Origin of the sequence: Mycobacterium cookii, from assembly GCF_010727945.1 — a bacterium.
Taxonomy (GTDB): Bacteria; Actinomycetota; Actinomycetes; order Mycobacteriales; family Mycobacteriaceae; genus Mycobacterium; species Mycobacterium cookii.
This window is the reverse complement of the sequence record NZ_AP022569.1, coordinates 5117621-5131842: the sequence shown is the minus strand read 5'-3', so window position 1 is coordinate 5131842 and position 14222 is coordinate 5117621. Positions and strand designations below refer to the sequence as shown.

Below are 14222 nucleotides of genomic sequence, written 5' to 3'. Positions count from 1 at the left end.
TCTTCCTTCCAATATCAGACGCAATCCGAGGCGCCGTCGACGACGACGACCGCGCCGCTGATGTAGCTGGACTGCTCGGTGCACAGGAACGCCACGGTCGGCGCGATCTCGGCGACGGTTCCGAACCTCCCCAGCGGGATGTGGGCCAATTCGGCGTCGACGATGTCTGGCACGCCTTGCATCGGCGCGGTCATCGGGGTGTCGATCGCGCCGGGCGCCACGGCGTTCACCCGGATCCCCTTGCCGGCCCATTTGACGGCGAGGTTGCGGGTGATGTTTATGATCCCGGCCTTCGCGGCGCCGTAACCAGGCACCATCGCGACGGATCGCAGCGCCGACATCGACGCCAAGTTGACCACGCTGGCCCCGCCGGCCGCGGTCGACGCCCGCAGCGCGCGGTACAGCCCGACGGTCAGCCGGTAGGGGCCGGTCAGGTTGAGCGCCACCGACGCCTCGAATCCGTCCGGCTTCGACTCGTCCAGTCCGCCAGGGAAATTCGCGCCCGCGTTGTTGACCAGGACGTCAAGCTGGGTGATGCTGTGCGCCAGCGCCTCCACCGAGTCATGTTCGGTGATCCGCAGCTGGCGATAGTCCATGCCGGACAGGTCGGTGTCGTAGTCGCCGACGGCCGGCTTCGTGCCGGTGATGGTGACCCGGGCCCCGGCGTCGCGAAACAGCGTCGCGGTCGCATGCCCGATGCCGCTGGTGCCGCCGGTGATCAGCACCGTGGTGTCGGTGAAGTCGAAGCTGACGCGCGCCGTCATGAATACCTCGATATCTGTTCGGTCAGCCAGGCACGTTCCCAGAAGTTCGTGGTGTCGCCCAACAGTTTTTCGTGGGCACGCCTCAGCAGGTCACGCGCTGCGGGATCATCGACGAGCTCCGCCAGATGGATAGCGTGCAGCGGCCGTCCGGCATCGAGGTGTTCGCCCGCCCGCCGCACGATCGCATCGGCGCCCGCGAGTGCAACCACATCGGCACTGACGGCGTCGAAACCGACCGGGTACAGCTCGGTAGTGGATCGGTGATGAAACCAGCCCGAGTAGTTCTCCCAGACGGCCCGCACATCCCACGCCACTTTCCCGTAGCCTTGGCCCACTTCGTATTCCGGCGGCAAGGTGATCTCGCCCATCAGCGTCCGGACGTCTTTGCCGGCGTTCATGCCCGCGACGGTCTGGTCGTGGATGTACTGGATGGCGTCGCGCAGGCGGGTCAGTTCGGCATCGATGCGCTGCCGGCCGGAGATCGGCGCGAAGTGACCGGTCACCAGAAGTTCGGGTTGCAGCTCACGAACACGTTCGACCGAGGCGATCGCGGTCAGCGCGTCCCGGTAGCGGTCGCCGCGCATTGTGACCAGGTTGGGAATGTGCCCGAAGATCGGCCCGAAGGTGTTCCCGCACAGGCAGATCCGCTCGTCGGACAGCCAGATCACCAGCGAGTCGTTGGTTTCCCCGCCCGGCACCGCGATCAGCTCCAGCCGGCGACCGCCGATCTCGAGCGTCAAGGTGTCGTCGAAGTCGAGGTCGACCGACGGGACGCTCTGACCGGGCAGCCGCTTGGTGCCCAGCCGACGCTGGATGGCCTGGATGCCGGTCGCCAAGGTGTCTTTGAACGCGAATGCGCTGCGCTGGGCGCGGTATGGGATGAGCCGCTCGTTGTCGTCTCGCCACAACGTCCAGTTGGCTTGGGCGACAACCGTTGTGTCCGGGTCGCGCACGCTGTCCAGACCGCCGACATGATCGACGTGGCCCTGGGTGAAGATGATGTAGCGCACCGGCGAGGAGTCCACCGCATCGAAGTTGGCGCGGTGCACCGGGCCCTCGAAACCCATGCCGGTGTTGACGATCACCCGGCCCTCGTCTGTGGTCAGCAGGTAAGAGTTCGACAGGCCCGGCGAGCACCACAGGCCCGGGGCGATCTGCTCGGCCCTCTCGGCGGACGCCGGGCGCAGCGCATCGGCGCCCGGCCTGCTGCGGTAGACGGGTTCGGACGTCACGGTGTCTCCTTCATTCGGCGCGGACGTCGAACCGGTCGAAGTAAAAGCCGAAGCGCGTGCGCAATTCGTCGGCCGAGATGCCGAAGTGGCGTTGCAGGTCGTAGCGGATCGCACCGTGCTTGCCGCGCGGATTGCGGTCCAGGTACTCCTGAAAGCGGCGGCGCACCTTCGCCGTCAACTCGACGCCGCCGCGTTGATAGAGCTGTTCCAGCAACGGCATCTCGTTGCCGTTGAGATGGTGAAAGCTGATGTCGATGCTGCGTTCGCCCGATACCAGGTCGCGGTCGCGCACGCAGGCGCTGAGCAGTCGATGTACCCGGTCGCTCCAGTAGTCCAGCAGCCAGCCCGGGTCGATGCTGTTGCGACGCAGTCGATCTGAGTAGGCCATCATCGTGATCGCCGACTGGATCACCGCGACGGGATCGCGATGCGTGAACGCCACTGTCGCGTCGGGGAATGTCTCGATCAGCGGACCGAGTTGCTCGCAGTGCTGCGGGCTTTTCAGGATCCAGGTTCGCGGACCACGCAGAAATGTCAACGCCTGCAAAACCTTCTTCAGGTACGCGTAGTGCCGGCGCTGGTCGAGGCTCAAGTAGTAGTCGCGCCAATCCGGCACGCGCGCATGCCATTCCAGAACGTATCCGGCGAGATCGAGGTCGAGCAGTTCGACCTCCTCTTCGATCGCCTCGGGGAACCGATCGTGCATGGCGGCAACCACGGGGGCGCTGGCCATCAATGCGTCGTGCTCGGCTTTCGCTCGCGCATAGCGGGGATCAACCCCGAAGATCTCGGGTCCCTCACCCGGCGCCGGGATGGGCTCCTGGCTCTCCCAGTACGGCAGCGCCCGCCGTCGCGGGTCGGCGGCGATCAGGTTCACCAGGTGCGTGGTCCCCGACCGCGGCATCCCGACCACGATGAACGGCGTCGCGATCTCGATCGACGCGATTTCGGGATAGCGCTTGAGGAGTTCGGTCAGCGACAGCCGGTTGCGCAGCAGTCGAACGACGCGTTGCCGCAACGACGAGCGGGTGAGCTGGGTCAGGCCGTGGTCGCCGTCGATCGCCGCGACGTGGGCGGCCAACCGATCGCGGAAGCCGTCGGTGTCGTCGAGGTCGTCGACACCGGCCTGCTCAATCGCCTCGGCCAGCATCCCGTCGACGCCGAAATCGACGTGCCTGGCCTCGGTGTACTCCAGGATCTGCCGCTGGATGTCGGTGAGCCGGGGCGACGTCAGATCATCAAAGTTGATGTCAACTGTGTTGATCGCGCCGCCGTGGCCCACAGCGGCACTCTAGGCGGTCAGAGTGGTGATCCGCCGGATTACTTCGTCGCGACCGAGGGTGCGGGCGATCTCGAACATGTCGGGGCTCTTGGTCGAACCGGTCAGCGCCACTCGGATCAGCTGCGATGCTTCGCGGATCGAACCGGGATACGCGTCGGGATTCTGCTTGTATTCCTTGGCGTTGCGGGCGAAACCGAATTTGTCGGCCAGATCGCGCACCTGCTGGAACCACTGCTGCGGGTCGTCGAGATCCTGGTAGGCCGTGACGAAGTCGCCGGCGAACGAGCGGACCAGGTCGATCGGCAGCCCCAGTTGCGCGTCGTCGGCGCCGACGAGCGTGAACAGGTCGGCGAAGAAAAAGCCATACGCAGAGCGGAAATCCGACCATTTGCGCAGATCCTTGCGCGGGTTGCTGACGCCCTCGCGTTCGACGGCCAACGCGGCCAGCGTCAGCTCCGGGTACGCCTCGATCACCCGATGCAGTTCAGGATCGAACTCCGCGGACCACACCGTCAGGGCCGCATAGATCTCCGGCCCGCTGAGCGTCGCGATGTAGTCGGCGCTGATGTCTTCCAGTTTCACCAGATCGACCAGCGGGCCGGCGCCGCCGCACTCGGCCAGTGAGATCGGCGCGGCGAGTGCTTCCGACAGCGGGATCTCGGCCAGCCGCCCGTTGGCCAGGCCGCGCAGGTAGTACAGCACCGCGTCGGCCGGATAACCCGACTTGATGTAGAAGTCGACGTCGGCTTCGGGGTCTTTGCGTTTGGACAGTTTGCGCTTGCCACCCGGGATCTGCTTCATCAGCAGCGCGATGTGGGCGTAGGTCGGCGGCTCGAAACCCAGTGCCTCGAACAGCTGCAGGTGCAGCGATGTCGACGACAGCCACTCCTCACCGCGGATCACCAGATTGGGGCGCATCAGGTGATCGTCGACGGCGTGGGCGAAGTGGTAGGTCGGCAGCTGAACGGCCGCCGACGATTTGAGGATGACCACGTCGTTGTAGTTGGCCTCCATGGAGATCTCACCGCGGATCGCGTCGGTGAACGTCGTCCGGCCTTCGACGCGGCCGGGTGAGCGGAAGCGCACCACGTACGGCGTCCCGTTGGCCAGCTGTTCGCGCACCGACGCGACCTCGGCGTCGCGCCAGAGGGCCCATTCGCCGTAGTAGCCGGTGGGCTTCTTGAGCTGCTGCTGACGGGTGCGAATCTGGGCCAGCTCATCGGAGGTGGCGAAGCACAGGTACGCCTTGCCGGAGCGCAGCAGCTCGCGGGCATAGGTCAGGTAAATCGTGGCCCGCTGCGACTGGCGGTAGGGCCCGTAGTCGCCGGCGCCCTCCCCCTCGTCGGGAATGACCCGGAAGTACTCGAAAGCGCGACCGAACTGTTCGTAGGCGCCCGCCACCTCCCGCGATTGGTCGGTGTCCTCGACGCGCACAAAGTAGCGGCCGTCGCTTTGGTGCGCGACGGCGAGGTCAATCATCGCGGTGTAGATGCCGCCGAGGTGGATGAAGCCGGTCGGCGATGGGGCCAGCCGCGTCACCTGGGCGCTGGGCGGCAGGTCGCGGGGCGGATAACGCTGCTCCCACTCACCCGGTTCGGGCAGATCGGCGGGAAAGAGGTGGTCTACCTCGTGGCGCTCCAGCATTCCGGTGATGTTAGTCATCGCCCGTAGGCTGACTGACGTGAGCGTTGCACCCGATGTCACCGTCGCTTTGCAGGGCCGCTTCTTCGGTGACCTGCCGGAGCTGGGTGTCCGCTGGCAAGCCGAGACGTTTCCCGATCTGCGGTTGTTGGCCTTCGACGAGGCGCTGGCCGACGAGTTGGGCCTGGACGCCGCTTGGCTGCGCGGACCCGACGGGTTGCGCTTCCTGGTCGGCGCGCTGGTTCCCGACGGTGCCACGCCGGTCGCTCAGGCCTACGCGGGACACCAGTTCGGGGGGTACGTTCCGCGGCTGGGTGACGGGCGCGCGCTGTTGCTCGGTGAGCTCGCCGACGCCGACGGGCGTCTTCGCGACATCCACCTCAAGGGCTCGGGCCCGACGCCGTTCGCCCGCGGTGGTGACGGCCTGGCCGCGGTGGGTCCGATGCTGCGCGAATACGTGATCAGCGCGGCGATGCACGCGCTGGGTGTTCCGACGACGCGATCGCTGGCCGTGGTGTCCACCGGACGTCCGGTGCAGCGCGAGACGCTGCTGCCCGGGGCGGTGCTCACCCGCGTCGCCGCCAGCCACCTGCGGGTGGGCAGCTTCCAATATGCCTCGGCCACAGGCGATCTGGATCTGCTGCGCCGGCTGGCCGACCACGCGATCGACCGCCACTACCCCGGCGCCGCCATGACCGATCACCCGTACCTGGCACTGTTCGAGTCGGTCGCCGCCGTGCAGGCGTCCCTGGTAGCCCGGTGGATGCTGATCGGCTTCGTCCACGGCGTGATGAATACCGACAACATGACGGTCTCCGGGGAGACCATCGACTACGGGCCGTGTGCGTTCATGGAGGCCTACCACCCCGACACGGTGTTCAGCTCGATCGACGAGTGGGGCCGCTACGCCTACGACAACCAGCCCGTCATGGCGGCGTGGAACCTCGCCCGGTTCGCCGAAGCCCTGCTTCCGCTGCTGGCTGACAACGTCGACGAGGGCGTGGCGCTCGCCGAGAATGCCTTCGCCGTTTTCCGCGCCCAGTACGACCACACGTGGGCCTCCGGGATGCGGGCCAAGCTCGGTCTGTCTGGGGACCTCGACGCCGCAACTGTGACCTCGCTGGCCGACGACGTGCTGGCACTGCTCAAAGCGAGCCGCGTCGACTACACCTCGTTCTTCCGCGGCCTGAGCCACGCCGCGCGCGGCGATGCGGAAGGGACTCGCGGGCTGTTCGCCGACCTCGCCGGCATCGACGAATGGATCGCTCGATGGCGGGCACTCGGTCCGGATGCCGCGCTGATGGACCGCAGCAACCCGATCTACATCCCGCGAAACCACCTCGTCGAAGAAGCGCTCAGCGCGGCGACGGACGGCGAGCAGAGGCCGCTCGAGCGGCTGCTCGCCGCGATAACCGATCCCTACGCCGAGCGACCGGGTTTCGAGCGCTACGCAGCGCCGGCGCCGGACGACTTCGGCGACTACCGGACGTTCTGCGGGACCTGAGCCTCGAGATTGGCGGCGCGCTGCCTGCTGGCGGCCTGCAGGATCGTGCCGGCCATCACAAACGCTGGCTTGTCGCGGTCGGCGGGCGCGATCGGCATGCTGGCAGCGCGGCGCAGCACCATCAACGCGAGGCCGCTGTAGGTCGTGTACGGGATGATCAACAGGTTGACCTGTGCGTCCCCGCCATTGACGGTCATCACGTGCTGGGGCTTGTGTTCCCAGCCCGGCCAGTTGAAGTCGGGCGGTCGCTGCAGTGGCGGCCAATTGACGTTGATGGAAGTGATCTCGCCCACTAACGGCGTCAAAGCCGCGACGAGATTGGGTAATTCGACGGTCATGCGATCGACCCGCGGCCACCATGCCCCGTCGATGTCCCCGCCCAGCTCGTGTGCCACCGAGAGCCGAACAGGATTCGCCGAGCGCCGATCGCTCATCCGATGGCGAATCGGTCTACGTTAAAGGCGACATCTTTCAAGGGAATTCCTTCACGGCTGGCGTCGCTAGCCTGCCGGCGCAGGGAAGCGGAGGAATCCCATTGCCCGTGAGTGCCATCCGCACGGGGCGCGGTGCACTACCGCTGACAACGAAACGGCTCACTGTCGACGGTACGCCACCGACGGTTGGTTGGTAACCCAGGGCGTCGCTGCGTGGCGCGAAGCAATGGCCGGTGGGCCAATCACGGGTACAGTGGTACGCGAACCGTAAAGGAAACAGTGGCCATTCATAACTGGTGCGACGCACCTGAAATTCACCCGTCGCAGATCCGCGTCGGCGACACCATCGGGACGCTGCGCGAAAGCGGCCTGCACTACAAGGTCAAGCTGATCAGCACCCCCCAGACGAGTCCCCGGCGGTGGACGTTCTTCGGGCGCGACGACAGAGGCTCCGAACACGCGAACGTCTTCGGGGAAAACGATTTAGTGCGCAGGTACAGCAAGGCGCCCTGACACCGTCGCGAATCCCGGAGACCTCAAACGAGATTCGCCTCCGGATCGCCAATGCGCGTCGGCTTGGGACTCGACGTCAATTTGTTCGCTTTGCGAATTCCCTTGTCCAGCAATCCTGCCGGTGCGAATTTCTTCAGCAGCGACAAGCGCCGCGCCAGCGGCCCGGCCGGGTAACGAAGCTTCGGCGCGCGGCTGGTTGCCGCCTTCAGCACCACCTGCGCCACCACCGCGGGGTCATCGCCGGCCCGAACGGACTGCGCGAGAACGTCTTTGACATGGTCACGAATCGGCGCATAGCTGCCGATCGGCGAATCGGCATCGGTGGCGTTCGACTCGAACGAGGTGCTGGTGTAACCGGGCTCGACGACCACAACCCGAACACCGAACTCGCGCGTTTCGTGGTCCAGCGATTCCGAATAGCCCTCGACCGCATGCTTCGAGGCGGCATAGAACGCGCCGTAGGGCGCCGGCAGGAACCCCAGAACCGAGCCGATGTTGACGATGCGGCCACTTCGCTGCGCCCGCAGATACGGCAGCACCTCCCGGGTGATTCGCGCCAGACCGAAGAAGTTCGTGTCGAACAGCTGCTGGGCTTGGTCGATCGAGCTCTCCTCGGCGGCGCCCAGGACCCCAAATCCGGCGTTGTTGACCAGGATGTCGATGCGACCGGCCCGCTGAACGACAGTCGACACGGCGGCCGTAACCGAGGCGGGGTCGGTCACGTCGAGCGGGATCAGTTCCACACCGGGAATCGGCTCGGTGCGTTGGGTATTGCGGCTGGTGCCGAAGACCTCGAAGCCCTCCGCTGCGAATGCGTTTGCGATGGCCCGACCGATGCCGGACGAGACCCCAGTTATCAACACCACGGGCGAGCGTTGCGCCATTGTCACTCCTAGTAAACCGATAGGTGTACTTCTACTGCCGCGACACTACAACAATTGCCCGGATATGTAAACCGTTCGGTATACTCCCTGCATGAGCAAGCAGCCTGCGACGATCAGGGGTGGCCGCGGCGCGCGCCAGCGCATCCTGGACGCCGCCGCCGAGTTGTTCTACCGCGAAGGAATCAACGCGACCGGCGTCGAACGACTGGCAGCCGAGTCATCGGTGTCCAAGCGAACGCTCTACCAGCACTTTCCCAGCAAGACGGCGGTGGTGGAGGAATACCTGCGCGGCATGGAGCAGCGCGTGACCGACGCTGCGGCGCAGCTCGAGGAGCTGACACCACGCCAGCGTCTGTTGGCCTTTTTCGACGGCCATATCGCGCCTGGCGACACGTTTCGGGGCTGCCCGTTCCACAATGCGGCCGTCGAGGCGGCCGGAACCATGCCGGGCGTGCAGGACATCGTCCGGACTACCAAGCTCGGCTTCGCCGACTTGCTCACCGACCTGGCCGGGCAGGCCGGGGCCGCCGATCCGCGACAACTCGGCAACCAGCTCGCCGTGCTATACGAAGGCGCCGGTGCGCTGGCGACCTCGCTGGATGATCCAGCCCCGTGGGCTCGTGCCAAGAAGGCAGCCGAGGTGCTGATCGACCACGCCCTCGGCTAGCGCGCCCCGCGGACCAGTCGACCGGGTCGCGCGCCGGTGTCGACGCCGTCGCGGCGGGTGACGACGCCGTTGACGATCGTCGCGGTGTAGCCCGAGGCGCCCTGGATGAGCCGCTTCCCACCGGCCGGCAGGTCGTAGGCCATCTGTGGCCGGTGCAGCGTGATCGCCTCCATGTCGATCACGTTGACGTCGGCCCGTTTCCCGATCTCGACGACCCCGCGATCGGACAGCCCGAACAGTTGCGCGGTGTCGTAGGACTGCTTGCGGACGACGTACTCCAGCGGCAGCTTCTCGCCACGGCGACGGTCGCGCGCCCAGTGGGTCAGCAGGAAGGTCGGGAACGATGCGTCGCAGATCATGCCGCAGTGCGCGCCACCGTCGGAGAGTCCGACGACGCCGGCGGGATGCGTGAGCATCTCGCGGATCGCGTCGTGGTTGCCGTAGGCGTAGTTGTAGAACGGCAGCATCAGCATCGACGTCGCGTCGTGCTCGAGCATCAGGTCGTAGAGGGTCGACAGCGGGTCTTCGCCGCGTTCGGCGGCGATCTTCTCCACGGTGCGCTCGTCGGTCGGCTCGTAGTCCGGCGGATCGCCCATCGCATAGGTGCGTCCGAGCGCGTACTGTGCAAGCGCAAACATGTTGTCGAACAACAGGTTCGGGTCGGGCGGCAGATCGTCTTCGGCGAGGATCGCAGCCTTCACGGCCGGGTCGGCCAGCCGCTGTGCGAGCTCCTCGCGACTGCACTCGGCCTTGAGCCGGCGGAACGTCGGCCGGTGCGTGAAGGCGTGATGCCCGTCGAAGCCGAACAGCATGCCGAACGGCCGCGCGGCGATCTGCGGATACAGCCGGCTGCCCGCCGCGTGCGCGGCCGCCGAGATGTCCAGCTGTTCGCGCCAGAGGTCCGGGGCGGCGTCGACCTGGATCATGCCGAACGAGATCGGCCGGTCGATCTCAGCGCCCAAGCGCTGCATCCATTCGAGTTCTTTCTTGGGCGCGATGATGTCCTCGCCGGCCACGCCCTGCGGCGCCAGCTCGAAGACCGCCTGGCCGCCGGCCGCCATGGCCCGGCCGAGGCCGAACAGTTCGTCCTCGGCGGCGTACGTCCCTGGAACGGGTTCCCCGTCGATGGCGCGGTGCCCGAGGGTGCGCGAGGTCGAGAAGCCCAGCGCGCCGGCCTCGACGGCCTCTTGCACCAGGCGTGCCATCGCCGCGATGTCGTCCGGGGAGGCGGGCTCGTTGCGGGCGCCGCGCTCACCCATCGCGTAGGCGCGGACCGCGCCGTGGGCCACCTGGCTGCCCACGTCGACGGCGAATCGCTGCTTGCCGATGACGTCGAGGTATTCCGGATAGCTCTCCCAGCCCCACGAGATGCCCTCGGTGAGCGCGGTGCCGGGGATGTCCTCGACGCCTTCCATCAAACCGATCAGCCAGTCCTCGCGGCCGGGCCGCACCGGCGCGAACCCGACGCCGCAATTACCGGTGACGACGGTGGTCACGCCGTGACCGCTGGACGGCTCCAGCAGCGCGTCCCAGCTCACCTGGCCGTCGTAGTGGGTGTGGATGTCGACGAAGCCGGGCGCGACGATCTTTCCGGTGGCGTCGATGGTCTCGGCCGCATCGCCCTCCAGCGGCGGTGCACCCGGGCTGCGACGCCGGATCTCGACGATCTTGCCGTCCTTGACGGCGACGTCGGCGTCGAATCGATCTGAGCCGGTTCCGTCCACAACGGTGCCGCCGGTGATTTTGAGGTCGAACACGATTACTCCCTTGTCTACGCAACCGGTTGGCTACAGTGACGTCGATAAGGGAATGTAACACCGTTACAGAGGTCACGGGAGTGCTTCGATGACGACCCACCACGCGCCCGATACCCGTCGCGACGACGCGATCGGCACACCGCCGCAACGGCCGACGCGGGTGCCGGCGGACCGGTACTACTCCGCTGCGTTCGCACGGCTCGAGGTCGAGCGGATGTGGCCCCGGGTGTGGCAGGTCGCCTGCACCGTCGACCACGTCGCCGAACCCGGTGACTACTTCGAATATCGTTGCGGGCCTTACTCGGTACTCATCGTCCGCGACGACGACGGGATATTGCGCGCCTTTCAGAACGTCTGCCGTCACCGTGGCAATTCGCTGTGCGCCGGGTCGGGATCGGACTTAAGCGAACTGCGGTGCGGCTACCACGGCTGGACGTGGGATCTCACCGGTGCGCTCAAACGAGTCCCGAACCGCAAGGGATTCGGCGCGCTGCCTCTCGGCGAGCTTCCGCTGTTGGGTGTCCGCGTCGACACCTGGGAGCGACTCGTCTTCGTCAACCTCGATCTCGGGGCGCCGTCACTGGCCGACTATCTGGAGGCGGTGCCGGACGACATCGCCTGGCTCGGGCTCGGCGACTTCCGCTGCTACGCGACCATGACCGTGGACGTCGACGCGAATTGGAAGACCATCGCCGACGGGTTCAGCGAGACCTATCACATTCAGACGCTGCATCCCGAGCTGCACAGGTGCATGGACGATGTCTATGCGCCACAGGTGATTTGGGGGCACACCGGAAAGTCCGAGCAGCTCTACGGAGTGCCGAGTCCGCACCTCAAAGAGATGCCGTCCGACGCCGAGGTGTGGGACGACTACGTCCGCACCCAAGGGGCGCTGATGGGTGTCGCCGAGGGCACGCCGTTCCCGGGCGGGCGGCCGGTCATCGAGGTGATCGCCGAGCACATCAGAACTTTCGCCGCCGGACGCGGAGTCGACCTGAGCTGGGCCGGCACCGACCGGCTGATGCGGCTGCACCAGTACAACGTCTTTCCCAATATGACGTTGCTGGCCAACGCCGATCATCTGACCGTGTTGGTGTCACGGCCGGGCCCCGATCCCGATCACGGCGAGCTGGTGATGATGCTGTGGATGCGGATGGCGCCTGGCGCGCCGCGATCCACCCCCGCCGACGTTCGGCTGACGGCAGACGAGGCCCAGCCGGGTCTGGTTCTGACGCAGGATATTTCGGTGCTGGCCGGGCTGCAGCGTGGTATGCACCAGCCTGGGCTGACGCACATCACGCTGTCGAACGAGGAACGGCGCGTGATCAACATGCACCGGAACCTGGAGCGCTATCTGGACCTGCCCGCTGACGAACTCATGACCGGGGGTGAGCCCGGTGGCCGACGCCGTTAGCGCGGAAACAATCCTCGACACGGCGGCCGGCATGATCGAACGCGACGGCGTGGCGACATTCACCATGCGCGGCCTCGCCGAACAGCTCGGCGTCGCGGTCACCTCGATCTACTGGCACGTGGGCGGGCGGGACAAACTCTTCGACAAGCTGGTCGATCGGTTGCTCAGCGAGATGGCCAACCTTCCCGTCGACGGGACGACTCCGGTGGAACGCATTGCCTCCCTGGCCCGTTCGCAGCGAAAGGCGTTGATCGAACGGCAGCACTTGCTGGCCATCGCGCATGAGCGTGACCGGACGCCGACGCTGTTCCTGCCGATTCAACAGCGCCTCGCACGCATGCTGTCCGAGTTGGGCGTGAGCGGAACCGATGCGGCGCTGGTGCTGCGGGCTGTGCAGGTTCAGGTGATTTCGTCTGCGGTGATGCAATTCTCAGCGGTTCGCGGGGCCAAGCACGACGAGGAAGATCCCTCGCTGTGGGATGACGACTGGCCCGATCAGGCACTGGTGCAGGCGCTGCAGTCCCCCACCGACTACGACGCCGTCTTCGAATACGGGCTCCGCGCGCTGCTGGCAACTCTGCCGCGCTAGACGTCGAGCACGAAGTCCGTCACGATCCCCGCCATGTCGTCGATGGCGGCACGCGGGATCACTTCGAAACCGTGCGTGCTCAGCGTAGGCAGACAGAGCAGGCCTGCTCGCGGAGTCAGGCCGCTGGCCTTGGAGTGCGAGGCGTCGGACATGAAGGCGCCCAGCGTCGCCGGTTGGGGCGTGAGCCCCCGCTCGGTCGCGATCCACCCCGCCGATCTCCTCGTTGGTGGTGAAGACGAGGTACACGTCCTGCACGGGCCGTCGCCCGCTGTCGCGCAACAGGTGCGCGGCGCGCAGCAGCGCGGTCACCGCTGGCGCCGATGTAGCCGATCAGGTTGCCGGCGTCGTCGGTCCACATGTCGTCGACCAGCGTCTCGAGCTCGCGGGCGCACACCGTGCGCACCGCATCCTCCTGGCCGCACGGCCCGTATGTCCACAGCAGCTCTTGCAAGAGGCGCTCATTCGGATCACTATCGCGTTGCCCCATCTGGTCCCCTCCCGTCAGTGGCAACGGTAGCGATCGCCTAGCCCACCACGAGCCGGGGTGGTTTGCCGGTGTATCAGAAGTGGTAGCCGCAAAGGTTGACAGAAACCGGGCGGCCCGACGGAACGGCGGAAGGACTGCAGTGAACGACCAGCAACTCCATGACATGGCATCCCGCAGCGGCTTCATCGCCGCACTCGACCAAAGCGGCGGCAGCACACCGAAAGCATTGAAGCTCTATGGCATTCCCGAGGATGGGTACGGCAACGACAAGCAGATGTTCGATCTCATCCACCAGATGCGCACCCGGCTGATCTTGAGCCCCAGCTTCACCAGCGACAAAATCCTGGCCACCATCCTGTTCGAGCAGACGATGGACCGCACCGTCAGCGGCGAGGACACCGCGGCGTTCCTGTGGAAGCAGAAACAGATCGTCCCGTTCGTGAAGGTCGACCAGGGGCTTGCCGACGTCCAATACGGTGTGCAGCTGATGAAGCCGATGACGAAGATCGACCCGTTACTGGCGCGCGCCGTCGAGAAGGGAATCTTCGGCACCAAGATGCGCTCGTTCATCCAGGAGCCGAACAAAGGCGGCATCGACGCGATCGTCAGTCAGCAATTCGACTGCGCCGCGAAAATCGCCGGATACGGACTGATGCCGATCATCGAGCCCGAAGTCAGCATCAAGAGCCCCGACAAGCCCACCGCCGACAATCTGCTGGTCGAGGCGATACACGAAAAGCTCGACGAGTTGCCGGAGGATCGGCAGGTCATGCTCAAGCTGACGTTGCCCGACGAGGACAACTTGTACGCCTCACTCATCGACCACCCCCGGGTGCTGCGGGTGGTCGCGTTGTCCGGCGGCTACACCCTGGAGCAGAGTGCGCAGATCCTGGCCCGTAACCATCGCCTGATCGCGAGCTTCTCCCGCGCGTTGACCGAGGGATTGACCGCCGAACAGACCGACGACGAGTTCAACGAGAAGCTCAAGGCGAACATCGACGAGGTCTACCAGGCCTCGCTGACCTGAGCACCCGAACCGATGGCCGACTCTGAA

Annotated in this window: 13 protein-coding genes and 1 pseudogene; 6 read left to right on the top strand and 8 right to left on the bottom strand. The window is 66.2% G+C overall.

Translation table 11 applies throughout. From position 1 onward, the window contains the following. Positions 1-14: 14 nt before the first annotated feature. From G6N27_RS24110 to G6N27_RS24095, 4 genes are read right to left on the bottom strand one after another with little or no spacing between them, the layout of a single operon-like run. Positions 15-764 (bottom strand): SDR family NAD(P)-dependent oxidoreductase, encoded by a 750-nt coding sequence (locus G6N27_RS24110; RefSeq protein WP_163780827.1) that lies wholly within the window; start codon positions 762-764, stop codon positions 15-17. Next, positions 761-1996, bottom strand: coding sequence for an MBL fold metallo-hydrolase (locus G6N27_RS24105; RefSeq protein WP_232064785.1), 1236 nt, complete (start codon positions 1994-1996; stop codon positions 761-763). The genes G6N27_RS24110 and G6N27_RS24105 overlap by 4 nt, the downstream gene beginning before the upstream one ends. Before the next feature lie 10 nt (positions 1997-2006). Further along, positions 2007-3278, bottom strand: coding sequence for a sulfotransferase family protein (locus tag G6N27_RS24100; protein WP_163780825.1), 1272 nt, complete (start codon positions 3276-3278; stop codon positions 2007-2009). Between the two features lie 9 nt (positions 3279-3287). Continuing rightward, positions 3288-4940, bottom strand: a complete 1653-nt coding sequence (locus G6N27_RS24095; RefSeq protein WP_232064784.1) for a glutamate--tRNA ligase — start codon at positions 4938-4940, stop codon at positions 3288-3290. Here G6N27_RS24095 and G6N27_RS24090 point away from each other — a divergent pair. Beyond that, positions 4930-6423 (top strand): protein adenylyltransferase SelO, encoded by a 1494-nt coding sequence (locus G6N27_RS24090; protein WP_276044444.1) that lies wholly within the window; start codon positions 4930-4932, stop codon positions 6421-6423. The genes G6N27_RS24095 and G6N27_RS24090 overlap by 11 nt on opposite strands. Here G6N27_RS24090 and G6N27_RS24085 read toward each other — a convergent pair. After that, the gene (locus G6N27_RS24085) at positions 6399-6857 is read right to left on the bottom strand and encodes a DUF5994 family protein (protein ID WP_163780822.1); all 459 of its coding nucleotides are present in this window, start codon (positions 6855-6857) and stop codon (positions 6399-6401) included. The two genes, G6N27_RS24090 and G6N27_RS24085, sit on opposite strands and share 25 nt — an antisense overlap. 279 nt (positions 6858-7136) lie before the next feature. Between G6N27_RS24085 and G6N27_RS24080 the strand changes: the two genes are divergently transcribed. Then, a complete protein-coding gene (locus G6N27_RS24080) occupies positions 7137-7370 on the top strand; it encodes a hypothetical protein (RefSeq protein ID WP_163780820.1) in 234 nt (77 codons plus the stop codon). 23 nt (positions 7371-7393) lie between these two features. On the opposite strand, the gene G6N27_RS24075 is transcribed toward G6N27_RS24080, so the two are convergent. Then, on the bottom strand, positions 7394-8254 hold the full coding sequence (locus G6N27_RS24075) for an oxidoreductase (protein WP_163780818.1): 861 nt from the start codon (positions 8252-8254) through the stop codon (positions 7394-7396). A gap of 91 nt (positions 8255-8345) precedes the next feature. On the opposite strand from G6N27_RS24075, the gene G6N27_RS24070 reads away from it, so the two are divergent. Then, the gene (locus tag G6N27_RS24070; RefSeq protein ID WP_163780816.1) at positions 8346-8921 is read left to right on the top strand and encodes a TetR/AcrR family transcriptional regulator; all 576 of its coding nucleotides are present in this window, start codon (positions 8346-8348) and stop codon (positions 8919-8921) included. Here G6N27_RS24070 and G6N27_RS24065 read toward each other — a convergent pair. Beyond that, a complete protein-coding gene (locus G6N27_RS24065) occupies positions 8918-10678 on the bottom strand; it encodes an N-acyl-D-amino-acid deacylase family protein (protein WP_163780814.1) in 1761 nt (586 codons plus the stop codon). The genes G6N27_RS24070 and G6N27_RS24065 overlap by 4 nt on opposite strands. 88 nt (positions 10679-10766) lie before the next feature. On the opposite strand from G6N27_RS24065, the gene G6N27_RS24060 reads away from it, so the two are divergent. Both G6N27_RS24060 and G6N27_RS24055 read left to right on the top strand, forming a co-directional pair. Beyond that, complete coding sequence (locus tag G6N27_RS24060) at positions 10767-12092, top strand: aromatic ring-hydroxylating oxygenase subunit alpha (protein WP_163780812.1); 1326 nt, start codon at positions 10767-10769, stop codon at positions 12090-12092. Then, complete coding sequence (locus tag G6N27_RS24055) at positions 12076-12681, top strand: TetR/AcrR family transcriptional regulator (protein ID WP_232064783.1); 606 nt, start codon at positions 12076-12078, stop codon at positions 12679-12681. Before G6N27_RS24060 ends, G6N27_RS24055 begins: the two co-directional genes overlap by 17 nt. Here G6N27_RS24055 and G6N27_RS24050 read toward each other — a convergent pair. Continuing rightward, positions 12678-13168, bottom strand: a pseudogene (locus G6N27_RS24050) (hypothetical protein). The gene G6N27_RS24055 and the pseudogene G6N27_RS24050 overlap by 4 nt on opposite strands. A 163-nt stretch (positions 13169-13331) precedes the next feature. On the opposite strand from G6N27_RS24050, the gene G6N27_RS24045 reads away from it, so the two are divergent. After that, positions 13332-14195, top strand: a complete 864-nt coding sequence (locus G6N27_RS24045; protein ID WP_232065172.1) for a fructose bisphosphate aldolase — start codon at positions 13332-13334, stop codon at positions 14193-14195. Positions 14196-14222: the final 27 nt, after the last annotated feature.